Annotated in this window: 21 protein-coding genes; 14 read left to right on the top strand and 7 right to left on the bottom strand. The window is 41.8% G+C overall.

Going from position 1 to position 25,742, the window contains the following annotated elements:
- Nucleotides 1-71 precede the first annotated feature (71 nt).
- Entirely contained in the window at nt 72-1,229 is a 1,158-nt protein-coding gene (locus NSS82_RS25980) for a hypothetical protein (RefSeq protein ID WP_143761246.1), read from the top strand.
- A gap of 207 nt (nt 1,230-1,436) precedes the next feature.
- Here NSS82_RS25980 and NSS82_RS25975 read toward each other — a convergent pair whose 3' ends face one another.
- Nucleotides 1,437-1,946, bottom strand: a complete 510-nt coding sequence (locus NSS82_RS25975) for a ParA family protein (RefSeq protein WP_341109907.1) — start codon at nt 1,944-1,946, stop codon at nt 1,437-1,439.
- A gap of 597 nt (nt 1,947-2,543) precedes the next feature.
- Between NSS82_RS25975 and NSS82_RS25970 the strand changes: the two genes are divergently transcribed.
- From NSS82_RS25970 to NSS82_RS25950, 5 genes are all read left to right on the top strand, one after another.
- Complete coding sequence (locus NSS82_RS25970; protein WP_340960862.1) at nt 2,544-4,538, top strand: AraC family transcriptional regulator; 1,995 nt, start codon at nt 2,544-2,546, stop codon at nt 4,536-4,538.
- Nucleotides 4,525-5,574 (top strand): FecCD family ABC transporter permease, encoded by a 1,050-nt coding sequence (locus NSS82_RS25965; protein ID WP_081382417.1) that lies wholly within the window; start codon nt 4,525-4,527, stop codon nt 5,572-5,574. The genes NSS82_RS25970 and NSS82_RS25965 overlap by 14 nt, the downstream gene beginning before the upstream one ends.
- Nucleotides 5,571-6,578 (top strand): FecCD family ABC transporter permease, encoded by a 1,008-nt coding sequence (locus tag NSS82_RS25960; protein WP_076098983.1) that lies wholly within the window; start codon nt 5,571-5,573, stop codon nt 6,576-6,578. Before NSS82_RS25965 ends, NSS82_RS25960 begins: the two co-directional genes overlap by 4 nt.
- Nucleotides 6,579-6,922: 344 nt before the next feature.
- Nucleotides 6,923-7,312: a BlaI/MecI/CopY family transcriptional regulator gene (locus tag NSS82_RS25955; protein WP_036687483.1), complete on the top strand. Its 390-nt coding sequence runs from the start codon at nt 6,923-6,925 to the stop codon at nt 7,310-7,312.
- A gap of 2 nt (nt 7,313-7,314) precedes the next feature.
- Complete coding sequence (locus NSS82_RS25950) at nt 7,315-9,132, top strand: M56 family metallopeptidase (RefSeq protein ID WP_036687485.1); 1,818 nt, start codon at nt 7,315-7,317, stop codon at nt 9,130-9,132.
- A 364-nt stretch (nt 9,133-9,496) separates the two neighbouring features.
- Here the strand turns inward: NSS82_RS25950 and NSS82_RS25945 are convergent, their stop codons facing one another.
- From NSS82_RS25945 to NSS82_RS25935, 3 genes are all read right to left on the bottom strand, one after another.
- Complete coding sequence (locus tag NSS82_RS25945) at nt 9,497-10,078, bottom strand: DUF1906 domain-containing protein (protein WP_143758585.1); 582 nt, start codon at nt 10,076-10,078, stop codon at nt 9,497-9,499.
- Between the two features lie 448 nt (nt 10,079-10,526).
- Nucleotides 10,527-11,816, bottom strand: a complete 1,290-nt coding sequence (locus NSS82_RS25940; protein WP_076098987.1) for a sensor histidine kinase — start codon at nt 11,814-11,816, stop codon at nt 10,527-10,529.
- The gene (locus tag NSS82_RS25935; RefSeq protein WP_076098988.1) at nt 11,809-12,546 is read right to left on the bottom strand and encodes a LytR/AlgR family response regulator transcription factor; all 738 of its coding nucleotides are present in this window, start codon (nt 12,544-12,546) and stop codon (nt 11,809-11,811) included. The genes NSS82_RS25940 and NSS82_RS25935 overlap by 8 nt, the downstream gene beginning before the upstream one ends.
- Nucleotides 12,547-12,702: 156 nt before the next feature.
- On the opposite strand from NSS82_RS25935, the gene NSS82_RS25930 reads away from it, so the two are divergent.
- Both NSS82_RS25930 and NSS82_RS25925 read left to right on the top strand, forming a co-directional pair.
- The gene (locus NSS82_RS25930; RefSeq protein ID WP_178944190.1) at nt 12,703-13,644 is read left to right on the top strand and encodes an ABC transporter ATP-binding protein; all 942 of its coding nucleotides are present in this window, start codon (nt 12,703-12,705) and stop codon (nt 13,642-13,644) included.
- Nucleotides 13,641-14,423, top strand: a complete 783-nt coding sequence (locus NSS82_RS25925; protein ID WP_076272387.1) for a hypothetical protein — start codon at nt 13,641-13,643, stop codon at nt 14,421-14,423. Before NSS82_RS25930 ends, NSS82_RS25925 begins: the two co-directional genes overlap by 4 nt.
- Nucleotides 14,424-14,631: 208 nt before the next feature.
- Here NSS82_RS25925 and NSS82_RS25920 read toward each other — a convergent pair whose 3' ends face one another.
- From NSS82_RS25920 to NSS82_RS25910, 3 genes are all read right to left on the bottom strand, one after another.
- Nucleotides 14,632-15,552 carry an aldo/keto reductase gene (locus NSS82_RS25920; protein WP_038573011.1) on the bottom strand — a complete coding sequence of 307 codons (921 nt, stop codon included), beginning with the start codon at nt 15,550-15,552 and terminating at the stop codon, nt 14,632-14,634.
- A gap of 162 nt (nt 15,553-15,714) precedes the next feature.
- Nucleotides 15,715-16,905 (bottom strand): enoyl-ACP reductase FabV, encoded by a 1,191-nt coding sequence (gene fabV, locus NSS82_RS25915; protein WP_076272388.1) that lies wholly within the window; start codon nt 16,903-16,905, stop codon nt 15,715-15,717.
- 523 nt (nt 16,906-17,428) lie between these two features.
- Nucleotides 17,429-18,364 (bottom strand): aldo/keto reductase, encoded by a 936-nt coding sequence (locus tag NSS82_RS25910; protein WP_076272389.1) that lies wholly within the window; start codon nt 18,362-18,364, stop codon nt 17,429-17,431.
- A 183-nt stretch (nt 18,365-18,547) separates the two neighbouring features.
- Between NSS82_RS25910 and NSS82_RS25905 the strand changes: the two genes are divergently transcribed.
- The 6 genes from NSS82_RS25905 (at nt 18,548) to ruvA (ending at nt 25,716) form a co-directional block, all read left to right on the top strand.
- On the top strand, nt 18,548-19,522 hold the full coding sequence (locus NSS82_RS25905; protein WP_076272390.1) for an ornithine cyclodeaminase family protein: 975 nt from the start codon (nt 18,548-18,550) through the stop codon (nt 19,520-19,522).
- 14 nt (nt 19,523-19,536) lie between these two features.
- Nucleotides 19,537-20,697, top strand: coding sequence for a dipeptidase (locus tag NSS82_RS25900; RefSeq protein WP_076272391.1), 1,161 nt, complete (start codon nt 19,537-19,539; stop codon nt 20,695-20,697).
- A gap of 11 nt (nt 20,698-20,708) precedes the next feature.
- Nucleotides 20,709-22,835, top strand: a complete 2,127-nt coding sequence (locus tag NSS82_RS25895; protein ID WP_081386575.1) for a CocE/NonD family hydrolase — start codon at nt 20,709-20,711, stop codon at nt 22,833-22,835.
- Nucleotides 22,836-23,628: 793 nt separating this feature from the next.
- Complete coding sequence (locus tag NSS82_RS25890) at nt 23,629-24,354, top strand: BofC C-terminal domain-containing protein (RefSeq protein ID WP_036677682.1); 726 nt, start codon at nt 23,629-23,631, stop codon at nt 24,352-24,354.
- Nucleotides 24,355-24,598: 244 nt separating this feature from the next.
- On the top strand, nt 24,599-25,102 hold the full coding sequence (gene ruvC / locus NSS82_RS25885; RefSeq protein ID WP_036677679.1) for a crossover junction endodeoxyribonuclease RuvC: 504 nt from the start codon (nt 24,599-24,601) through the stop codon (nt 25,100-25,102).
- The gene (gene ruvA / locus NSS82_RS25880) at nt 25,099-25,716 is read left to right on the top strand and encodes a Holliday junction branch migration protein RuvA (protein ID WP_036677675.1); all 618 of its coding nucleotides are present in this window, start codon (nt 25,099-25,101) and stop codon (nt 25,714-25,716) included. Before ruvC ends, ruvA begins: the two co-directional genes overlap by 4 nt.
- Nucleotides 25,717-25,742 lie beyond the last annotated feature (26 nt).

The following is a 25,742-nucleotide window of genomic DNA, read 5'->3' as shown; positions in this document are numbered from 1 at the left end:
ATTGAGCATTACGCATAAAGTTAAAACACATCAAGGATAAAAAAATGAAGTGAAGTTCGGAAAGAAGGTAGATGATGTATTCATTTTTTATTTTATGCGAAGCTGGATCAGAAAAAGATGGTATTAGCAACAACGGTTTAGCTCACGTTCTAGAGCACTTTGTTATACTGGCGATGCTCAAAGATTTTTTCACAGAGAAAGAAAGTAATTTGAGAGGACAAACAAGTTACTGCTATTGCTTATATAGTTGGAGCAATGCGAAGTACCAAGTAGGTTTAAACCTTATCTTTGAATTTGAAAACTATATGAGGAGGATATTAAATAATAAAAATGAATATTATGACTTAATGTTAATGGCCATTAGAGAGGTCGAGGAAGAAATACTATCGAAACACAATGAGGTGGCAAAGATCAATGTAATGATTCATTATTTAAATAAAGATATTGTTTCTCGACCAATAGGCCTACTTGAGGACGTAAAAAGTTTGAACGTTGACCAATTATTTGAGACTTTAAGTAGTATTTATGTAGCAGGAAATTTAAGATATTTCATTTTTAATCATGAAAAAAATGAGTTTGTTATTTCTGACTTGCCTCAAAAAACAAAGCGAAAAGGTTGTGTGGAAAAGCAAGAATTCCATGACAAAGAACTGGAACGGATAGCATCTAATTTAAATATAGATGTACAAATATTTAAATTATTTTGTAATAGTGATAAAAAAGTTGCACTTTCTAGTACTTATTTTTCTAAGATTTTTAACAAAGAACAAACGATTCTTAATGAATTGTACTTGATAAGTATTTGCAAATTATTAGATAAAGCTTATGGTGTCAAAAATAACTGTAAATTTGAAATTATATTTTTTAGTAATGAGGACTCTACTAGAATTTACTATATATTTGAATTAACGAGCAGCAATGATATTTACGAGACTCCAAATAAGATAACGGTAGATGTGGAACAGATAATAAATTTTATGCTTGAAAGTGTAAATTTCCACGAGTTAAAAGAGGAGTTAAGGATAAATGTATACAGTAATAGATTTAGTCCAATAAGTCGAAGTGAATGCGAATCAGAGATATTGAATAAAGTTTACTTTAATAATTTTCAAGTAATAAAAGATTATGAAGATTTTGCTGATATTTTACGGAATGTTACGATTGATAAATTCAAGGGATTCTTGTATTTTGCGTTAGGGGAGATAGATGACTTAATTATTTTTGAATAACGTAAAAGACAGGTCGACAGTTTTCCTCGCTTTGGAGTCTAGAGTCCATTTTCATTGATCAAAATAAACTTGCCGGACCACTGACTTCTATGATACACCACACTTTCACTAGACGAATGGTTTCATTATATAAATTGGTACGGGTGTCGCCCCTGGTCATCAAGTCGCCCTCAATGTGAATATGTGGATTGATTCGCTTCTTTACCTTCACAATGATCTGAGCAGTTGAGTGCTACCAAAGCATTGATATTGAGTAAGCCAAGTGAATGGAGTCGTGTCTATAATGATGTAGTCATAGTTGGCTTTCATCGGTTCCAGTAAAGGGGTCAATGTCTTTTCACCGCCATTTTCATCCCGTAGGTTAATTTCGGCAACAGACAGTTCAATGTTGCTAGGAATCAGGTCAATGTTACCTTGAGAATGAATGCACCCTTCGGGCGATGGAAGCGGTTCGTCCGTCATCATCGCGTTCTTGATGTTGAACATAGAGTAAGGGAGTTTATCAGGTTGTTCGATACCAAAGTACATCGTTAGATTCCCTTGAGGATCCAAATCAATTAGTAATATCTTTTTTCCTTCATTATATAAGGCGTAAGCTAGGTTATAAGCGGTGGTGGTTTTGCCTGTACTGCCTTTTTGATTAGCGATAGTGTTTACTGTTGTTTTTCTCATATCAATTCCCCTCCCTGAAGCCAAAGCTTCGATATTATCTGTCAATGATAGGGAGCGGGCTGATCTGTTATAGTTCTCTCCGAGTTCTCTCATTTGTGCAAAAGCGACTACTATTTGAGAAGATTCCCGGAAGCCTTGCGGCGTTTAAATCTAACGAAAGAACCCGCAAAAAAACTTGATCTTACAAGGATTTTCGCGGGCTTTAGATTCCTTTTCTTTGACTTAGTTTCTGCTATCTTCCCGATAGCATGAGCGACTTAAAATCGAGAGGGAAACCGTGGAGGTTCGAGTCCTCTCACCGGTACCAACTAAATCAACTCAAAGTTCATTAGATACTATATCTGATGAACTTTTTTGTTTGTTTTTTTACAATTCCGTTCATGCCTGTGCCGGAAAACTTTTGATACATCCTTCAGTTGTGAATAAGAAATTGGACTTAGTTGTACCGAGAATGATTAATGTAAGAGGATATGTGAATGAGATAGAGGCATTCCTGAGGAAGCTCCACTTCGAAGCTATAAGCAAGCATGATACTAAACAGCGATTGACAAAATAGAGGAACTACCTAATACTAATTGATAATCATTATCATTGTTGTGGAATATAATTAATTCAAATAGATTGTGGAGCAGATCGGAGTGTATGGCAAAGATGAAGCTGGAAGATCATATTTTCGCATGGAATTATGCTGCTGTTAAAGTACTTGATATTCGACATGCTGTGATGGAGCCTGGGGACAATCTGCAAGGCTATATATTACCAGCATGCGGATTTATCTACTGTGTGCGGGGTACGGCCAGCTTGAATCTCAACGGCATAGATTACGACGCAGACCGTCACTTTATTGTGCATGGTGGCAAGGGCATGAGACTAAGTATAGAGACAGGGAAGTTGTTTGAATACTATTTATTATTCTATAGAGCCTCCTTGCCAGGAAGAAAGGATTTAGCAAGACTTTTAGAACGCAGCAATCCATTTCGGATGCAGTATAGCTTCGAGTCTTTGGAGCCATTACCACTGCACTATCAACTAATGGCAATGGAACAACTTTGGGCACAAGGAAGCCAATTGGAAAGAATTCAAGTTAAAGGCTTGTTCTATCAGTTTATACATGAATTATTAAAGCAGTTCACAAAGGATGGAATTAACCTCAGGCAACCGGATGTCATTGGGCAGGTTGTCCGTTATATTGAGGAGCATTATCGTCATAATTTATCACTAGAATCTATAGCGGAGCAATTTAATTACAGCCCTCGTCATTTATCAACCCGCTTTAAAGGGGAGACGGGGTTTAGCTTGATTGAATATTTGATACGATTCCGGCTTAAACATGCAGAAGAGCTATTACGATGTACCGATGCTCCACTTCGCGATATTGCAGAAGAAGTTGGATATAGCGATGTATATTACTTCAGTCGTATGTTCAGTAAATACAATGGTCAATCTCCCATCCGGTTCCGCAAGGAAAGCAGGCAGGTGAGTTCATCGGACAATCGTCCATTTACCACCGCCAAATTCTCCATTGGCGAGCACATATCCTCCCGATATAATGTTATTGAGTATGATAATCATTATCATCACTATTACCAAAATGAAATAACCGGAGGGTCTTCACCTATGAGATTAACAAAGACGTCAAGTTTTATTGTAGCGATGCTGCTTAGCTTTACCTTGCTTTTAAGTGCATGTGGATCTGCAAGCGTTGGTTCTAATGCCACAAATTCTAATGGATCCAAAGCTTCTGAAGTTACATCATCACCAGCAAATAATTCAATTGCAGCTGACAATGTCAATAAGGAGGCTCAGACAAGAACTATCTCTACAATAAAGGGAGATATTGTTGTTCCAGCTAATCCAAAGAGGGTTGTCGTGTTATACCTTCAAGGGGATCTTGTGGCCCTCGGCATTAAGCCAGTAGGTACTTCGAGTGTTTTTGAAGGAGCGGCCTTTGCAGAAGAGCTGGGGGGGATTGAAGATCTAGGTTCATGGTATGAGCCTAATCCAGAGGCTATTATGGCAGTAAAGCCGGACTTGATCATAGCTGCTTCTGAAGAAACTTACGAAATCCTTAAGGATATTGCACCGACCGTTCCAATTCCCTATGAAAAAATGGCGACGGATGAACGTGTAATGAAGATTGGCGAGGTATTTGGCAAGGAGCAGGAGGCACAAGCTCTATTAGATAATTTCCACGAGAAGTTGGAGAAGAGCAAGCAGCAGCTTGATGAACTTGGAATTTTGGATAAGACAGTAACCATTATCGAAGGCGGAAAAAAAGAGATGGCGGTGATCGATAGCAAGCTTTATGGAAGGGGCTCTCAGATCATTTATGAATATTTAGGGCTAAAAGCACCAGAGATTCTTCAGAAAAAGATTGATGGCAGAGAGAAGGCTACTGGAGGGTTTGTTTCCTTAGAGGTGTTACCAGAGTATATAGGAGACTTCGTGTTCCGCTCTGTATGGGATGGTGCTGATGATTTGTCGGACAATCCAATTTGGAACAGCATTCCAGCAATTAAAGAAGGTAGATTGATCGAAATTGGGTTTGATTTTTCATATTATTCCGATATCTACTCTCTTGATAAGCAACTAGATTTTGTAGTAGAGAAGCTAGTGTCAGCGTATGAAAAAAAATAGAAGGCTAGATGATAGAACAACCGTTATCCCTGATTTAAGAGGGAAATCGTATTTCGGTCTGTTTCTACTCCTAGGGATACTGCTGCTGCTGCTTTCAGTAGCAGCTTCTATCTCATTTGGCTCTGCTTCCATGAGCCTGAAGATGGCATGGACAGCGATTTTTAATTTTGATCCTGAACTGACCGAGCATCAGATTATTCATGCCCTTCGTATTCCGCGTACAGCAGCTGATATTATTGCGGGGATGTGTCTCGCGGTAGCAGGAGCGGTTATGCAGGGCTATACGCGAAATCCCTTAGCAGATTCCGGATTAATGGGAGTGAATGCAGGAGCAGCTCTTGCAATGGCCGTTACACTGGTTTTTCTTCCAGGGCAACTGCAGACAACAACCCTGCTGGTTAGCTTTATTGGCGCAGGACTTGGAGCAGGATTAACGTATCTTGCCGCTTCATTGAATCGTTCAGGAATGACACCTCAACGACTGGTGCTAGCTGGAATATCAATTACAATGCTATTTGGAGCTGTGGGGTCATTTATCTCATTAAACTATGGAATTGGTCGTGCCCTTGCTTATTGGACTTCGGGTAGTGTGGCTGGAGCAACATGGGTGGAAATTAGGCTAGTTATACCTTGGTTCTTAGGTGGACTGGCTTTGTCACTATTCATTGCACGCTCTATCACTATTTTAAACTTGGGGGAAGAGATCGCGAAAGGCTTCGGGCAACGGATCGTTCTCGTTAAGATGATAGCTACGCTTGCGGTCCTTTTACTAGCGGGTGTAGCTGTTGCACTTGTAGGGCCAATCGGCTTTGTAGGGTTAATTATTCCGCATATTATGCGTTTTTTTGTAGGTGTAGATTATCGTTATATTATTCCGGCATCAGCCATTTACGGCGGCGCACTTATGGTTGTAGCGGATATCGCTGGAAGGCTGATTAATCGTCCGGCAGAGACAGCACTGGGCATTATTTTTGCAATGATTGGTGTTCCTTTCTTCTTGCTAATTGCGAGCAAAGAGAGGAGAGCCTTCAAATGAATGTTGTTAAATCGCATAAGGCTACAATATGGATTCTATCTCTTTTAATACTGCTTATTGCAGGAGCTATTCTTAGTCTTAATATGGGAAAGGTGTCCCTCAATCCACTTGAAGTATTTCAAGTATTGCTTGGACAAGGTCCAGAGGAGCATAATCTCGTTGTTTATAAGTTTCGTCTTCCTCGGATCGTATTAGCGATACTTGTTGGATTTGGGATGGCACTGGCAGGTGCAGTTATGCAGGCTTTGCTGCGCAATGATCTGGCTGATCCCGGCATGCTTGGTATTAGCTCAGGTTCAGGTCTTATGGTGTTGCTGATTATCTCAACGGTAAGCATTCAAGGCGCCGCTATAACATTATTACTGCCGTCTATGGCATTCTTAGGCGGTCTGCTGGCAGCAGCTCTGATCTATGTTCTAGCCTATAGAAAACGTCGTATGATTTCTTCTACACGACTTGTCTTGACTGGTGTTGCAATCAATATGGGGTTTAGTGCGCTGTCGCTATTCCTGACTTTAAAGCTTGATGACCAGAAGTATGAGTTTGCGCAGCGTTGGCAAGCAGGATATTTATGGGGGGACAAGTGGTCTTATATCAGCTTGTTGGCACCTTGGGTATTGCTGCTATTCGCATATATTCTTTCTAATTTCAGGACATTGAACGTCTTGGTGCTAGGCAACGAAATTTCGATAGGATTAGGAGTCGCTGTAAAGAAGAAATTTTTGCGCTTGGCAATTGCGGCTGTAGGCATAGCTTCTGGCTGTGTAGCGCTCGGGGGCTCGATCTTCTTTATTGGATTGATTAGTCCGCATGTGGCTCGCAAGCTGGTAGGTCACGACTACAAAGTTCTTCTACCTACTTCAGCGCTTATTGGTGCGCTATTGCTGCTTGTAGCGGATACGATTGCTCGAACGGTCAGCTTTAAGTCAGATATTCCCGCAGGAATTATTGTAACAATGCTGAGTGTGCCTTACTTCCTATATCTATTGATGCGTTCAAAATAAATATCGATAGGTTCCATTCCTCTCACCGGTATACTAAAAAGGTCTATAAAATTGCTTAATAAGCGATTTTATAGACCTTTTTCATTTTCAGAGCTTATTGAATTTCTAATAGGAGCATTAGGTTTTCCTCTACTACTACTTCTGAATTACCCTATTTCCAAAGTTCTAGTGTATACCGTTAGCTTCGCATTCGATGATTTAGCATTGATACTATAAAGTGCAAACCTTTTCCTACTTTTCAACGTCTCTAATTTATAGAAACAAAAGAAAAGATGACTTGCATTTTATTTATACAGTTGTATAATAGAAGCAGTTATACAACTGTATAATATGGAGGTTGATTCATGATTAATGAAATTAAGAAGCTACCTGATGCAGAGTTAGAAATTATGCTTGTCATTTGGAAAACTGGGAATCCAGTGAGTTCTTCCTACATATCGAATCAATTACGTAATAAACGAAATTGGGCTTTGGCTACTTTAATGACGGTACTTTCGCGACTCGTTGATAAAGGATTTCTGTATTGTGAAAAGGAGGGACGGAGCAATAGTTATCGTGCAGCCATCTCAGAAACGGATTATAAGGAATGTGAAGGGAAATCTACTCTTGAAAAACTATTCGGTAATTCTATTCAAGATATGGTGATGTCGCTGTACAATGGCAAGGCTATCGATAAAAATGATCTTGCAGAACTGCGTGAAATGCTTGACCGGGTAGAAAGAGAGGATTCCTGATAATGACCAGCCTTTTTTTGGATTTTTTAATAATTTCAGTAACGACAAGTCTAATGATTTTCATTTTAATGTTCTTGTCTCCATGGTTAAGCAAAAACTATTCGGCAAAATGGAAATATTGGATATGGATGATTTTGACTATACGCTTGCTACTTCCATTTAACATTTCGTTTGCCAATAATGTCGTACGGATTCCGCTTCCTGATAGCTCAAAGATAAGTACAGTGTTTCAAGACATTCCCTCCAACAGCATACAAATTGATGTGTCAGGGATTTCTCATCCTGTTCAGCAGGCCGCATCGTTAAATCATATACCATCTCTTATGGACATCTTAACTTGGCTCTGGTTTTCCGGGTTCGTACTTTTTTTGCTTTATCATTTTACCAGTTACTACTTTTTCAGAAAACAGTCTCTTCGTTGGAGTAATTCTCTTTTAAGTGACCAGATGGTATTGAAAATAAACCAAGTTTATAAAGAAATGAAAATAAAATTATCCATCACCGTTTTAATTAGTGAAAAGGTTCCAAATCCAATGTTAGTTGGTTTTTACAAGCCGATTCTCTTCTTGCCGCATGATCAATATAACGATGAAGAGCTTGAATTTATCTTCAAGCATGAGTTAGTTCATTATAAGAGACATGACATTATATATAAGATACTCCTCTTAATTGTACATGCAATTCATTGGTTTAATCCTTTCGTGTGGTTCATGGTACGCCAAGCAGGACGTGAAATTGAAATTTACTGTGATGAGACGGTAGTGGGTACACGAAGCTTATCTTACCGTAAAAAATATTGTGAGGCTATCTTATCTGTCATACAGAATTCGGATCCCCGCTTTTTGGCTTTATCAACTAACTTTTCAGGAGGGGAAATTTCTATGAAAGAGCGATTTATATCTATTCTTAATACGAAGAAAAAACGAAACGGCATCACTCTATTTTATACCGTCCTGCTTTTGATCGGGGTAATCAGCGTGTTGGCGTCGTGCACTAATATAAAAGGCACCGAATTCATCAAACCCGGCACGATCTATTCCATTGGCTTTGATGGGGAGCAAGTTGTTGTTAATGATGCTGGCAATTCGTACTCCATAGATGCAGAGGGGAATGTTTCTGTTTCATATCGGAATGGAGATGTTAAAGCAAATGTGCCATTAAAATTGGATACGACCGGAGGGGTTCTGGGAATGGGGCAAGAGAACACCGGTTATTTTATATCCGAGGATAAAACAGCTATTGTTTATGGTTTTGCAGATGGAAAATCATTGCCGCTGCATGTTTTAATCAGTAATGATAAGGGACAGACATGGAATGACTATCCTATTCCTGGAGCAATGGGATATGAAACAAAATTTATCGGTTTCACGAATAAAAATGATGGTTGGCTGGTCAGTGGTGCTTCACAAGGAGTTGGGAGTGCGCTGAATTATGTATATCAAACCTCTGACGGAGGTAAGACGTGGAAAGAGATAGGCAATCCAAATGATATTTATTCGGAACATTTGACCGGCGTGGGATTTTCTAGTTCGGATATCGGGTTTTTAGGGTACAGATATTATATGGATGAGGGTCCTGTAATTTATTGGACCAAAGATCAGGGGCAAACTTGGGAAAGGCTTGCTGTATCGCTTCCAGAAAAGTTTGATAAATATAAAAAAAATCCCCTTTCTCCTATCTTTAATAGAAAGGAAGGACTGTTCCCTATCTCGTTAATTGATCAAGATACCGGTGTGGCAGGAACTATATATCTTACCAGTAAAGATGAAGGAATCACTTGGGTTTATGATGAAGCTTATGATAAGCTTCTAAATCCTTAAAAAAAGCGGCCATTGGAATGGCCGCTTTTTGATTGTCCAATGGGATCTCAGATAATGGAAAAATAGATACGATGAATACTAATTCCCGAACTAAAATCAAAAAGGCTTCTATCCTAAAGTATGCCTAAGGATAGAAGCCTATGAGAGAAATATTCGAAAAGAGTATTAGCGAATTGTAAGGGATCCAATTTTGCAACGTTCATTGATTAAAAAATAACATGAATCCAATGAATTGATATGTTGTATTACAGATGCAACTTCTTATAGGATATTATAGGGTATCAAGCGGTACATGCAGCAGTGAGAAAATTCGGAGGCTAAAGGATCCCTTCTATTTGTTTCTCAATTTGAATAAAATAGGTTACTATTTCCAACCCCCTCCTCCATGAGAAGATGACTCTACGTAATCAATCTTAATCTGACCGTTGCCTGAGCCAAGCGTGGTGTTAAAATTATATTGACGTAAGTTCCAATCATTGAAAGTCCCTGCCCAGCTATTATCGACGATAAAAGTATAACGTGTCGTAGCTGAGAAGGAGCCGCGGATGTAGGCACAAACAGCTCTTGAACCGTAGATTCCCACTTTATAACCGTTAGGATTTTGAGTGCTGCTGTTTAGAACTGACATTATCCCTTGGAAATAAGGCACAACATTTCCAGTAATTTGAGTAGTGGTCATATCGCGATCCACGGCGAAATAAATCGGAGTGGCATTCGTTTGTCCGAAGTCATTTGCCAATTCCACAGCATCTTTCGCATCACTAACACCCTGTGCATTCGTAAAGTAACTGACAGTTGTTCCACCTTTGTTTTCATAAAGGGATACTATGAACAGCCCAGCATTAGAAATTCGTGTAATCTCAGCATCTGTAAGTCCGTCATGAGAACCTTCTACACGGTTCAGGTATCGTCCAACAAATGTAAAGTTATTATTTTGAAGTGTCATCAATCTTGCTGAAGTAACGTTTGTTGCAGTATCACAACCCAGTACCAATGTGGTTTCCTTCTTTCAAATTATTAGATAGATTTCTTTAAACTGCATTCATAAGACCTCTATGAGAAAGATTGGCGCCAACCTAAAATAGTATATGAGAAATAGTTCACAAGTTCTTGGGGGAATAAATTAGTAGATATAAAAGAGGCAATTGACTTTAGTTGGATATGAGGTACAACCGTGCTAGATTCATTGTTTGAGGAGTAACTAGCATATTTATAAATCTAATTTAGAAAAAGAAGAACAGATCTGCATTTTTATTGAGATTTTTATTAAATTTCGCTTAAGTTTGTTAGGGGAGAGTTGGTTTTCTCCTAGTGCATTTCGTTCTCTTTCTAATGTCCAACTGTGGAGGTTCGATTCATCTCACTGTTAACTAAAAAAGAACAACCTATTGTACTTACGATAGGCTGTTCCTTTTTTTACAGGCGACCATAAAAAGAACAATTTCGACTTGAAATAGATTATTGTTATATGAAATATCTACTAAGCCATTACTATCCTCTACGACCTTCTGGATACTTTTTAAGCCTATACCATGACCGGATTTATTAGTTTTTGTGGAGCAGATGTCGCCAAAACGATTCGTATGAATTTCATTCACATAAGGATTCTGAATCCGGATGAACAAGCTTTCATTAAGATAATGCATATGTATGGTTATATAGCACTCTTCATTTCTTTTATCGCAACAAGCTTCAATGGCATTGTCCAGTGCATTTCCTAAAATCACACTGATAACTGTGGTGTCGAGCGTCAGCTGTGCAGGGATGTTCAAGTCTAACTTGAAGGGGATCTGATGCTTTTCAGCGACCTGTTGCTTGTAGTTGATAATGGAATCAATAATCGTATTCCCGCTATTACTAACGCCTATTGGATTGTCTATTTGCCCCAGTAAGTTGTCCAACTCATTCAGATTGGCAGCTTCACCGGATTGTACCTTTGCGCGTAAACCTATGAGAATATTTTTAATATCATGCTGGAACTTAAAAGATTCTTCCTGTATTTCTTTTGTCAAAAGATATTGATTTACATAGTAAGCATTTTGTTGCTCAAGTAAGTAACTTTGGTTCTGCGCAGATTGGATAACTAACATACGGTCGCATAAGATAAATATCAATAAATTTATAATGAGTAGTCCTGTGGACAGGATTGGAACAAGGGTAGGGAAGGACTGCATATAAAGGCTGGATGCGAAGCTGTAGATCCCTAGTGTGCTTATAGAAGGGCAAATAAATAAAAGAACCCAATACCATTTAGATAACCCGCCATTTCCAAAGGCTTTAGCTACGCGCACGGATACAAAAGCTAATATAAACATCAGCAGCTTGGAAAGAAACTGGTTCAGAATATATCCCTTTGTCGAGTAAAATAGGGGCAGTGATAACTCACTAAGCGTAATAAGCGCAACCAGAAAAAGAGCGGCAACGATCCGCCATTTGATATTTCCATTATAAAAAAAGGATAAGAGAGCAATCAGGCCAATATTGAGTGTGAGTAGGATTGAGCCTGGCAGTGAGCTATAGTGCAGAAAGACAATACAGAGGAAATATAGGGAGTACACGATAACAAGATTGGCTTTGGTGGTAAGTCGGCTAACGAAACAGTGACTGTAGAAGTAATGAATGATGATAGGTAAAAGTGGAAGCGTTACTAGATAAAATAACTCCTCCAGAAAGATATTATCCAACAAGACTCCCCCTGAATTTCAGATATTTTTTCTTGAAATCGGCACTGTATTTTGCACTAATGGGTAAGGCTTCGCCATTTAGGAGAATTACTCCCTGGTTCCTGATTTCTTTAATAAAGTAAAAGTTAACGATGTAGGATTGATGGATTCGAACAAAATCGCTCACCGGAAGCTTCTGCTCTTCCTCGTTTAGTGTACTGTAGTAGTCATGTTGATCGTTGCAGGAATAAAGAATAATTCTCCGCCGGTTGCTTTCCAGATAGATGATATTTCGATAGGGGATTAGAATTTCTTTTCCTTTTTGCTGTAGTGATAAGAAGTTTTTTTTGCCTTGCTGGAGCTTGCGAATTACTTTTTCAATCGTAGAAATCAGTTTGTGCTTAAATATCTCTGAATCGATAGGTTTCTTGATAAATCCCGAGGGCTGAACATCGAAGAGTTGCAGATGATATTCATCATGACTAGAGACATAGATAAGCTGCACTAGATCATTTTCATCATTTCCCCGCAGTACATACCCAGCTTTTATTCCATCCATATCCGCCATTTCAATGTCCATAAAAATAATATCAAACGCGCAGGCCTCTTGAATGGCCTTAGTGAAGCTTTCGCCGGAATAAAAGATCGAGACCTCTATTTTCCTTGTGAAATTAGGTTGAGTCTCCAGAATAAGTCTCTCTATTAATTCAGTAGTGGGAAAGTCATCATCACAGACAGCAATACGTATCACTTTATCATTCCTTTCGACAAGAATTGTCCAAAATATCCGGGAATTTGTCGACCATATAAGTCACATTATACAAATCCTTCTTAATAATTACATTAACTAACTTGATTGTTACAGTTTGAATGTAGTGTCCATGGCAACATGTTAGGATGTGGAAAAGTGAAAAGAGGAGTGTTTGATTTGACGCAAACGATCTTTGAGGCCAGAGGTTTAAGCAAACAATACGGAGAGTCTTTTGCGCTTCAGGATGTCTATATGACAATTGGGGTAGGAGATATTTATGGGTTTGTTGGCGAAAATGGGGCAGGTAAAACTACATTAATGAAAATTATAGGCGGATTGGTACATCCGACACATGGTGAAATCTCTCTTTTTGAAAAAAAGGACAAAAAAGCTGTTCACGAGGCGAGGCGAAAGGTTGGATTTCTAATTGAAAGGCCAGCGCTTTATCCTAATCTAAATGCCAAGCAAAATCTTACGTTTTATTGTCGTGCGTTTGGGATTAAGGATAAGAGCAGAATTGCGGAAGTATTGCAGGCAGTTTCTCTGGCAGATGCCGGTTCTAAGCTAACCTCAGAATACTCCCTTGGGATGAAACAACGTTTAGGTCTGGCTATTGCTCTACTTAACGATCCCAAATTTCTGGTATTGGACGAGCCTATTAATGGTCTTGATCCGTCAGGCATTGTAGAAGTGCGAAAGATCCTGGAGAAGCTTTCCAAAGAACAAGGAGTGACTATACTGATCTCCAGTCATATTTTAAGTGAGTTGCAGCTACTAGCGACCCAATACGGTTTTATTCATAAAGGAAGGTTAATCAAAGAAGCTTCTGCGGAGGAACTCTTACATACGGCGGAAACTAAGATCTGTATTCGAACGGCTGATCCCGCAGCGACGCTTCAGATTTTAAAAAGTGAACTCCAACTAGAAACCATTACGATCACCGAAGCTGGAGAAATTCAAATTCCTAAAGAGAATACAAATCTGGAAGAGCTGATGTCTTTTTTTCTAAAGCGGGGCATCCATATTGAAGGGATTAACCTGTCGGCTCCAAATCTTGAGAACTATTATATGGATCTAATTGCTGGAGGTAACGAATGAGGAATTTTCTTAAGGCTGAAGCTTATTATGTAACCAAAGATCCTATGTTCAAGGGGATAAGTCTTCTTTTGCTGTTTGGAAGTGCCTTATTACTGGTTTGGATGGGGGTACAAGTAGGATTTGATATAGATGGTCCTTTAGAGCCTTTAATCACTAGCATTCAGTTATCTTTTTTTCTGTATTTCATCATTCCGATTTACGTTTGTTTTTTTGCTACCGAGGGATTTGAGTATGGGTCGGTTCAAACCATTATCGCTTCGGGTCAGCGCAGGTCATTATATTTGCTGGGAAAATATCTGACCGAATTAAAAGTTGTTGTATGGTGGGTAATTCAATTCTTTGGTCTTTTTTATGTATTGTATATGCTGGCAGCGCTTGTTACCGGTTCCCATATCGGAGATGAAAGCTTACAGGGGAAGTTTATCGTTGCGATGGGGGCTATTGGATTCAATATTTTGTATCTCGCAGCTTATTCCGCTGTCGTGCTGTTGTTAGGAGTATTGATGAAAAAATCGGCTACTGCTGTCATTGCCACGTTTGTTTTTGTATTTGGCGATTTTCTGCTCAGTGGTTATCTTAAAGACTCTTCGTATGTATATCTGCGAGTGATTTCTGAAAATACGCTAACGACGCAAATTTTTAAATTCTCTGCTGTAAATTCACATGAGATATATACCCTAAACGAGGGTATTCGTATGATCCTAATTCCTGTTGTAATCATAGGGGTTTGCTTGAGCGTTGCTTTAATTTCTTTTGAAAAGAGAGATGTGCATCTATAGAGAGGAAGGATGGATTATGAAAAAGCATAACAAAAGAACAACTGTGATCTTAAGTATTTCGGTAGTAATTATAATTTTTTGTGTTCTTTTTGTGAGTATACGAATATCTTGACGCTGTCTATCTAGTTTAACTAGAATGTGAGGATTGAATCTCTCTGGTAAAAAAGCCACGGGGTACGTTATCAACGTACCCCGTGGCTTTAGGTGTTTATGGAAGGACATTGCCGGCAGCACGGTAGATTTCATACCATTCTTGCCGAGTGAGAGTAATATCGGAAGCTTTGGCAATATCACGCAAGCGCTGTGTATTAGTTGTGCCAACGACAGGCTGCATATTTGCCGGATGTCTGAGAATCCATGCGATGGCAATAGCTGTATTGGTTACGTCTTTTTCAGCTGCTAAGCGGTTAATGACCTCGTTCAATTCAGGGAACTTATCGTTATCTAAGAATACGCCTTCAAAGAAGCCATATTGGAAAGGCGACCAAGGCTGAATGGTCATGTCATGCAGGCGACTGTACTCCAAAATCCCGCCATCATGAACAACTGAACCGGAGTTAGTCATATTCACATTGAAACCTGTATCAATCATGCCAGTGACCATAATGCTCAATTGCAGCTGGTTGAACAGCAGCGGTTGCTTTACATTTTTCTTAAGCAGCTCGATTTGCAACGGGTTCTGATTGCTGACACCAAAGTGTTTGACCATACCTTTGCTTTCCAGAATATCAAAAGCCTCAGCGACTTCTTCTGGCTCGAACAGCGTATCAGGCCGGTGAAGCAGTAGGACGTCGATATAGTCTGTTTTCAAGCGCTTAAGGCTGCCTTCAACGGATTGCAGGATATGTTCCTTGGAGAAATCAAAAAAACCGTTGCGGATTCCGCATTTGGTTTGGATCATCATTTTATCACGCATACCCGGATTGTTCTCCAGTACGCCTGCGAATACTTCTTCGGCTTTGCCAGCTGCGTAGATGTCAGCGTGGTCAAAAAAGTCTATTCCGAGCTCAAGGGCACTATGTACATGTGTATCTGCTTCTTTTGCAGATAGATCAGCAATCCGCATACAGCCAAGCGAAATTTGTGACACCTCAAGTGCGCCGTTTGCTACACTAATTTTTTTAACCAAAAGTGACTCACTCCTTTGAATGTTAGTAGAACATGCAGTATTCAATCAAACCATATCATAAAGAGGGGAGGTAAGCCAATGTCTGTCTAAAAGAGAAAGAGGTTATCTCATCAGTAGAATTCACTACTTCAGAGACAACCTCATTTGTCTATAGGTCAGTTATTAATACATATTTGGAATGTCGACATTAGGATCAATGTCAGCTTCGTAGTCTACACCCTCTGTTCTAAAACCAAACAGGTTAAAGAAATCTTGGCGGTAGCCTTCAAGATCAGCAAGCTCACCTGCATTGTCGGTTGTCAGCTCGTCCCAACGTTTCATAACCTCAGTCTGAACATCCTCACGCATTTCCCAGTCATCAATTCGGATCAAGCAGCCCCCGTCAGCAGTAGCTTCGCCCCCACTGTAAAGATGCTCAGAGAATAAACGGTACATTTGTTCAATACAGTTCTCGTGCAGCCCTTTTTCCTTCATTACTTCATACAATGCAGAGATATAAAGCGGGACTACAGGAATTGCGGAGCTGGATTGGGTTACCAGAGCTTTGTTCACGGAAACAAAAGCACGTCCACCTTGAGTGGACAGGCGATCATTCAGTTGGATCGCTGTTTGTTCCAGATCATGTTTGGCTTGACCAATCGTTCCGTCGCGATAGATAGGGTGAGTGATTTCAGGCCCGATGTAGGAGTAAGCAACGGTTGTAGCTCCATCGGCAAGCACGCCAGCTGCTTGAAGCTGATCGATCCACATTCTCCAGTCTTCGCCGCCCATAACAGCGATGGTCTGACGTACTTCCTCTTCTGAGGCAGGCTCAATAGTGGTCATGGAAACTTCACCTGTGTGGAAGTTCAAGGTTTTGTTCGAATAAGCGGTTCCCACCGGTTTAATGACGGAGGAGAAGGTTTCTCCTGTTACCGGATGAGTGCGGCGTGGTGAAGCGACACTATAGACGATTAAATCAACTGTGCCATATTCAGCTTTAATCAATTCAATGGTCTTCTCTTTGATAGCATCGGAGAAGGCATCGCCAACTATGCTGTGAGATTTAAGTCCAAGCTGCGCTGCTTGTTGTTCAAAAGCTGCGGAGTTGTACCAGCCAGCAGAAGCTGTACGTTGACCTTCGGCAGCTTTATCAAAGAAAACACCAATGGTGTTGGCGCCAGCACCAAAAGCGGCTGAAATTCTGGAAGCTAGTCCGTATCCGGTAGAAGCACCAATGACTAGTACATTAGCGGGTCCCTCAATTTTCTTTTGTGCTTTTACATATTCAATTTGTTGTTGTATTTGTTTGGCGCATCCCTCTGGATGGGCTGTTGTACATATAAATCCGCGAGTTTTAGGTTGAATAATCATCAAGGAATTCCCCTTTTTATAATAATTAAAGTCCAATGTTACTTCAGAGAAAGTATAGCAAACAATATTTACTAATACAAAGAATTTAGGATATTGGAGAAGAATGACTGCTCTCCACTACGATCGACTGCCATCCGCTGCCGCTTACGGACCCAGATGACGTTATATGCAAATTTATCGCCTTTTCAGCAGGGTTTCGGACCCCAGAGACGTTATTGCTTAGAAAAAGGTTCATATTAGGTGTATTTTGTGCCAATAGAGGATATGAGGTCCGTTGGAATTCCAAATGTGCAATAATACTGCGTTACGGGTCAACTGTGTCCGATAGGGCATTGTGCGGGGAGCTGTGATAGGTCGATCGAACGAACGTACGAAGGAAATAAAACGAACGAATGACGAATCTTACGAATCATGGCAATCGAACTATCTAACCTGAATCATCGGATGAACCAAAGCACAAAAGGGGCTGCCCCAGCAGCCATTTCGTGGCCATGGGACAACCCCTTAATCTAATGAGGCTAGATTACGCCTTAAATATGGAATCTATAGTTTTGATCTCTTCTGGTGTCAGCTGCACCTTCAGCGTCTCTAAGTTGGAAACGATTTGCTCAGGACGTTTGGCGCCCGGAATAAGCGCATTGATGGAAGGTACGGTCAAATACCAGGCAAGTACGACATGTGCGACTTCGACACCTTTAGCATTGGCAATCTGGCGGACCTTGTCCACCTTCTCCAGATTCTTGGCAAAGGTCTCCCCTTGAAATAGCGGGTCATTTTTTCTAATGTCGCTGAATGTATCGCCTTGCTTATATTTGCCGCCCAGCAGGCCCGACGCAAGTGGGAAATAGGGCACGAAAGAAATGCCATGCTCCTGCGTATAAGGCAGCAAATCTTGTTCCGCATCACGATGCAGCAGATTGTAGTGGGATTGAAGAACATCCACATGACCGTCTTTGTTGGCTTCTTTCAGCTGATCAATGGAGAAGTTAGACACCCCGATGGCTCTAATCTTCCCTTCATCCTTCAGCTTCTTAAGTTCACCTACAGCTTCGTCCTTAGGTGTGTTTTCATCAGGGAAATGAATATAGTAAAGATCAATATAATCGGTCTGGAGGCGTTTCAAGCTGTCTTCCACAGACTGTCTTAGAAAAGCTGGAGAGTTGTCCAGTGTAATCTTGTCACCGGTAATCACGTGAGCGCCTTTAGTAGCAATGACCACATTGTCGCGGCCGCCTCTTTCCTTCAGCACTTCGCCAATCAGTTCCTCGGATCTTCCAGGTCCATAAATAAAGGCGGAATCAATAAAATTAATCCCATGATCCAGAGCGCTGCGCACGATATTTCTGCCGGTTTCATCATTTAAACCCGGAAATAAATTATGCCCGCCAACAGCATTGGCACCCAGACCCAGTGGGAGAACCTGCAGATTGGTTTTTCCTAAAGTTATTTTATTAGCCATAATCAATAGTCAGCTCCTTAAAATATAATACGTACTATATTAAGTATAGAGAATAACTGAGGTCAGGACAAATTTTCGCCTTCCAGCTTTATACATGAATATTTAAACCGGATAAGTTATGATAGTAAGAAAATTTTATATTCGCGTTCGTGCAATCATGATGAGGAGAAGGAGGTCCGTCTTATGCTAGTCATTAATCAAAATGAAGTGGCTGAACTATTAGCTATGGAATCTTGCATCTCTGTTATGGAGTCTGTTTTGAAGGATCTGTCTGCTGGACAAGCCGTGCAAAGCTTAAGACAAGTGCTTCCTTTACAAAAGAGCAATCTGCTCGGCTTAATGCCGGGATATTTGCAGCATGAAGAGGTAGCTGGTGCCAAAATCATCAGTGTATTTCCCAGCAATCACGGTTCAGGCCTGCCTTCTCATCAAGGTCTTGTTACTCTATTCGATTCATCTACGGGTGTTCTGAAAGCTATAGTGGATGGACAAAAGATTACAGCCATTCGTACGGCGGCAGTCAGTGCAGCAGCAACCCGATATCTGGCCAGAGAGGATGCCGAAATCCTTGCTCTTCTTGGAACTGGGGAACAAGCAAAAAGTCATCTGGAAGCGATGTTGCGGGTTCGACCCATCCGTGAGGTAAAAGTATGGAGCAGAACACTCGCAAAGGCGCAGGATTTCCAAACGGAGATGAGCCCAAAATATAATGTACAGATCATTGTTGCTGAGACAGTTCAAGCGGCAGTCAGCGCAGCGGATATCATTTGTACCGTGACAGCATCCACCGAACCTGTGCTCAAGGGAGAATGGCTGAAACCGGGTGTACATATCAATGCAGTCGGCGCATGTAGACCCAATGACCGTGAGCTGGATTCGGAGACCGTCCAATTAGCTAAGTTATATGTGGATCGGCTGGAATCCGCTCAGAATGAATCTGGGGATTATTTAATTCCGCTGAACGAAGGCAAAATCACAGCAGATCATATTGTCGGGGAGATTGGTGAGCTGATCAGCGGCACTATCGAGGGTAGAAGGTCCGCGGCTGAAATTACTCTTTTTAAAGGATTAGGGCTGGCCATAGAGGATTTAGCAGCAGCTAATTTTATATATAATGAAGCTGTTAGATTACATAAAGGCACTGAAATTGCATTCTAAGGAGCGACTACACGATGAGCACTTATGAAGGTCTGTATGATTTCAAGTTGACGGAGCAAGAGGAGGAGCGGGCTAAACGCTTGCATGAGCAGAACATTATTATCGATTTGCTGTTTCAAGGCCCCTTATCTCCAAGCGCGATTCCAGACTCTATCTCTGACAGAATCAAAGAATTATGTGAGCCTTATAAAGATGAACCAATGGTATACAGCAGTATGCCTGCAAAAATCATCACAAAGCTATCTGCGAGCAGAGAGATCCCTGAGTATAAGGAAGAGTGGTACAAGTCCGGAATTACAGCAGGGAACCGCGAACTTCATTTAGAATCCTTAGACAGCATCATTACAAGCATGGCAGAGGTGCAACTGCAGTTCGATTCCGCAGATTGGTTAATCAAAGCCTTAACTGCCGAAGACATACGTGCTGCCAAGCGTAATGGTCATAAAGCGGGCATTATCACAGCACAAGAAACGGATGGTCTGGGCACGAATCTCGATCAAGTAGATGTACTTTATAACTTCGGTTTAAGAATTCTACAATTGACCTACAACAATCAGAACCAGATTGGGGCGGGCTGCGCAGAACAATCGAACGCCGGTGTCACTAATTTTGGAAAAAGATTCATTGCGCGCTTGAACAAGCTGGGGATCATTGTAGATACGGGGCATTGCGGGAAACAGACTACGTTAGATACCTGCGCTTATTCCACAACTCCGGTGATTGCTTCACATACGGGTGTAGAGGCGATCTATCCGCATATGCGCTGTAAAAGTGATGAGGAGATTATCGCGATAGCCAAGACGGGTGGAGTCATTGGTATTTTTGCTATGCCTTGGTTTGTTCATGAAGACCCTAAACATACAACTATTGACCATGTGCTGGATCATATCGAATATGTAATCCGGCTTGTAGGCGTGGATCATGTCGGAATTGGAACGGATTGGCCGATGAGCGATGTGCTCTGGTCATTGGTTTATTTTAAAGAACATATCGCACCCAAGCTTGGATTCGCCAAAGGAGACGGACCTTCTACAGAAACCGTTGCTGGACTTGAGAAATATAGTTATTTTATTAACTTTACTAGAGGTTTGGTTGCCCGCGGTTATGCGGATGCAGATATTGCTAAGATCATGGGCGGCAACTGGCTGCGCGTATTTGAAGAAATTTGCGGATAGGGGATAAACAGATGACAACCTACTTACACACAACTACATTTAACGTCTACTTTTCTGGTGTTTATACAGGCAAAATTCATTTTACAGAGCAACAGATCATGCTCGCTAAGGTCGATCCGCGCAGAAGAACGCAAATGCAAGACAATGTGCTGGATGGACAGTTCAAAACTGTGCTTCCACTTCAAAAAATCCACAAACATTTAGACGCTTATGCTAAAGGGGAGTGGGTAGATTATGAGGTTGTGCTGAGTAATGGCGATATCTATCAAAAGCATATCCAGTATCAGGCGCAGATTGAAGGCCGCGAACTGACCTCACAAGTATGGGCGCTGCGCAAAGAGACGGCTCTGGACATTGTGACTTTGGATGGGGAGATTATCGCTTTTCTTACACCGAATCGGTATGGTATTGAGCTTATGGTTAAAGCGGGTTATGAGAAGCTGACTCCGTTAGTGGTCTACGATGATCCTCTTCTATCTAAGGCAGAATATGGTGTAAACGATCTGGGCACTGATCTGATTCCGATGCGTGATGGAGTGAGGCTGGCGACAGATGTTTTTTTACCAGAGGGCATTAAGCCGGGAACCAAGCTGCCAACAATTCTCGTAAGAACATGTTATGACCGCAACGGAAAAAAAGAGATTTTTATGAGATGGGCCAATAAAGGTTATGCAGTAGTATCGCAGGATGTTAGGGGGCGGGCGGATTCGGAAGGAGAACTGATTCCTTTTTATAATGAACGGGATGACGGCTATGATACGATTGATTGGATTATTGCTCAGGAATGGTCGGATGGCAACGTCGGCATGTGGGGCGCATCCTATCTAGGTTTTGTTGTTGTGGCGGCGGCCACCAGTGGGCACCCGAATCTGAAGGCGGTTGTGGATGAAGTGAATGTAGGCTCTCCATTTGTTGATACCGTTCGCAAAGGGGGAACTCTTTGTTCTTGGCCGTTGCTCTCTTGGACTCTTGCTCAATCTGTGGGTACTCGGACGGATTTTGATATCTTTGGAGGCATTACGGTGAATCCGGAAGCAGCCGTTGATGCAAGACCGATTAAAGAGATCCCTCAGCAAATGATTGGCAAAACATCAGGTCCATGGGATCTGTGGAGCCAGCATCCCGAGTATGATGATTTCTGGAAAAACTGTACTTTTACCGAGCGCGGAGATCAGGTGCAGGTGCCTATGTATGTCATCTCAGGCTGGTATGACGGCGACAGCGCCGGCGTATCGGAGACTTGGAGAATGCTGACAGAACATGATGTGCCTAATCGCAAAATCCGTCTGGGCGCTTGGGAGCACGGGCCGAACAGAGCCAGAGACTATGAAGGTGTGAGCTTCGGCAATGATGCCGTAGTCTATGATTACGATGTTTCTGTGCTGCGCTGGTTCGACCGCTTCCTCAAAGGCATTCCAAATGGAATAGATCAGGAGCCTAGAGCCTCTTATTATGTTGTTGGTGAAAATCAGTGGAGAACGTCCGCGGATTGGACACCTGCCGAAGCCACAGTTTCTTCCTTCTACCTTTCCAGCGGTGGGCGAGCGAATTCAGGACATGGGGATGGGCAACTGCTCGCAGCGCCTGAGGAACATTCTCCTGAAGATACTTATGTCTATAATCCTCATGATCCTATGAATGATAGCGGTGAACGAGAGCCTGAAAATTTGCGGAAATACGAGCTGCGCAATGATATCCTTGTCTACACTAGTGATATTCTGACGGAAGAGCTGACTGTGGCCGGAGAATTGTCTGCGGTTATCTATGCTACCAGTACTGGCAAGGATACGGATTGGGTAGTTACGCTTAGTGATGTGAATGGACAAGGGGACTCCATCCGGTTATCGAATTATATTGTCAGAGCTAAATACCGTCATGGATTGGAAGCACCTGAGCTGCTGATTCCTGGGCAGGTGGAGAAATATGATATTTTCATGCCGAATATAGCCCATAGATTTGCTGTTGGACACCGAATTCGGTTCTCGGTTACTTCGTCCAGCAAATTCGTTGCTTTCCCTAATACAAATACAGGTAATAATCCATATGAAGATTCAGAAGCGATTACTGTGCTGCAGACCGTTTACCATAATCGTGAGTATCCGAGCCATGTGAAGCTGCCGGTGGTTCCTAACGCTTAAATATGACTTTAATACGAAGAAGATGCTGAACAAAGGTAAAAGAAATTACCACTTGAAGCTGAGGCAGCATTTGATGACCAATGATGCTTCAAGTGGCTTACCGAGTGAGCACCGAGTGAGGCCTAGGTAAAATAATAAGTGAAGAACGAACTTAAGCTTTAAATGAAGCAAAAGGTAAAACACTTATAGAACGATTAGGGAATTTCTCCCTGAAATTCTTTGGATTCTGGTCGTCAGACATATAATTGGGGAAAAACTCCCTAATATATGTTTGATTCCCGGGAATTAAGGAAAACAGCTTATTTATTAGGGAGTAATTCCCTGATTTCGTTCATTTAGAGCGAATATATGCTATTTTCAGGGAGTTTTTCCCTAATTAGTTTTAGATCCACTCCGCACAACGCGCAAACGTAGAACGCACAAATGCAGAACGCATCCCCCCATCACGCAAACGCAGAACGCCTACTCCCCATCACGCAAACGCAGAACGCCTACATCGCTACCATCCCAAACGCCCAATTCAATGGCATAGCACACTAAGAACTAAATAGTCTATTGGCAAAGCAAAAGTTTTGGTGGAAAAAATGGTCGATCGTAATGAAATAGGTATCACCTAAGGCCGGTATGTGAAACCTCTCCCCAGAATCGCCCTTCCAAACTTACACCATAAACCTTGAACCATACTGCAAGGTCAACCTTGTATTTTTGGAGAAATGTCGATTATTCACAGAAAAGCGCATAAATGCTCCCTTCTTAGGTCACAATAGGGAAAAACCAGAATGAAGGGATTAACGTGAACGCGTTTCGCTTAAAAAAACAACTTTGGCGGCGATGGAGACGTTGGAAAAAGGCGCTTTGGGTAGGAGCTGCTTGTATAGCTTTTACTGTACTGGCTTGGCGCAGTATGCAGGTACCTGAGGAAATCAGTGGACTGCTGACGAATTCTAGCTGGGCGGATAGTGCCGATAGTGAGCTGGCCGCAGCTGTCTTTAAAGTAGGCGAGGACAGTGATGAGGCAAAAGAGAAGGGCACTTTAAATAACGAACAACTGCTGCAAACCATCTCCCAAAGTGGGCTCAGCAGAACCGTTCATTTAAAAACAACCTATGTGTCCGGAGAAGAGATTCAGACGTTGCCAGGCGTAAAGAACCCGCTTCAGCTGAAGACTATAATCAATGAACACCCTGAATGGAGCGGTTGGATTAGTTCAGAAGGGGATTTGTGGCTGGAACAAAAAGTGAATGATTTATCGACAATGATAAAAAAAGAAGCCTATATTGGTGTAGATGCGTTTGGGAATTTGACCTTGTTTAAAGGTCCGCCAGTTCAGGAAAAGGTACTGAAGACTTTTTTTCAAATGGATATGGGTTCCCTGAAATCCTCATTGCCGGAAAATATTTGGAAAGAGCTTCACGAGGGGATTCGTGTTCAGGATATTGAAGAGTACAACAGTGTGCTGTCTACCTTCAGTGATTATGCCCGCGAAGCTGCTGAGCATGTCATGCAGAACAAGCAATAGATTTGATAAGCTGTCCAAAAGTCATTATTAATGGCTGAGGGCAGCTTTTTTGTGTGAAATGAAACGGGGAAGAGTCTAAGCTGTAGGCCTAAAGTTGCCATTTCGCTGCAAACGGTAAACTTTTTTTCTCCCGCAAGGGGGATTTTTGCTATAATGGTTAGAAGGAATACATATGTTCGCTTCATGGCGGAGGAATGGATGAAAACGGTGGAATAATCTGCCTGTTATAGAGGAGAGATCATGTTTGCGTATTTTGGGAATTGATCCGGGGCTGGCGATCGTCGGCTTTGGTTTTGTGGATAAGGAAGGACATAAACTGACCCCCGTCCAATATGGTTGTATTCAGACTGAGGCTCATACGCCTGAGGAAGAACGACTGCTGCATGTCTATGAAGGCATGGGTCAGCTCATTGATAAATATAAACCCGATGCTGTGGCGATAGAAAAGCTGTTTTTCGCTCGCAACGTTACTACAGCATTGCCAGTGGCGCAGGCCCGCGGTGTGACTATATTAGCTGCAGTACAGCGGGGTCTCCCCGTCTCGGAATATACACCTATGATGGTAAAGCAGGCTGTTGTGGGTTATGGTAAGGCTGAGAAACGGCAGGTCCAGGAAATGGTGAAGCTGCTGCTGAAGCTATCGGCGATTCCGAAACCCGATGATGTGGCGGATGCGCTGGCGGTAGCGGTATGTCATGCCCATTCGAGCAGTCTTAATTCTAAATTAAATGAGGTATTGCGAAAATGATAGATTTCTTAAGAGGACCCGTTGTTCATTTGGAGTCGGAATATGTGGTGCTGGATGTGCAGGGAGTAGGATACCGGGTATTCTGCCCGAATCCTTATGCTTTTGCCAAAGTAGAAGGACCTGTAACGATCTATATTCATTACCAAACACGTGAGGACGCTACGCTATTATTTGGGTTCCCGACTCGTGAGGAACAAAAATTGTTCCGCAAGCTGATAGAGGTATCTGGCATCGGTCCTAGGGTTGCGCTTGGAATCCTGACAGGTGGAACACCGGATCAGTTGATTTCAGCGATTTATCAAGAGAACATAACGTTCTTAACGAAACTGCCGGGCATTGGCAAAAAGACAGCACAGCGCATGATCCTTGATCTGAAGGACAAGCTGGACGGACTCAGTATGGCTTCAATGCAAACGGGATTGTTTGCAGTGCCAACGGAAGAGGCAACGGACGGATTGGCCTGGCAAGAGGCGCGGGATGCGCTTAAGGGGCTGGGTTATACCGAAAGCGAATTGGACCGCGTGTGGCTCGCTTTGAAGAAAGAGGGAGCAGAGACAGGAACTGTAGATGTGCTGATGAAGAAAGCACTAGGGCTGCTATATATAGCTAAGTAAAGCCGTACACATCCTAAAGAAAGGGA

Origin of the sequence: Paenibacillus sp. FSL H7-0735 (genome assembly GCF_038008505.1) — a bacterium.
In the GTDB taxonomy this organism is placed as follows: domain Bacteria; phylum Bacillota; class Bacilli; order Paenibacillales; family Paenibacillaceae; genus Paenibacillus_AQ; species Paenibacillus_AQ odorifer.
This window is presented reverse-complemented; position numbering and strand designations above follow the sequence as displayed.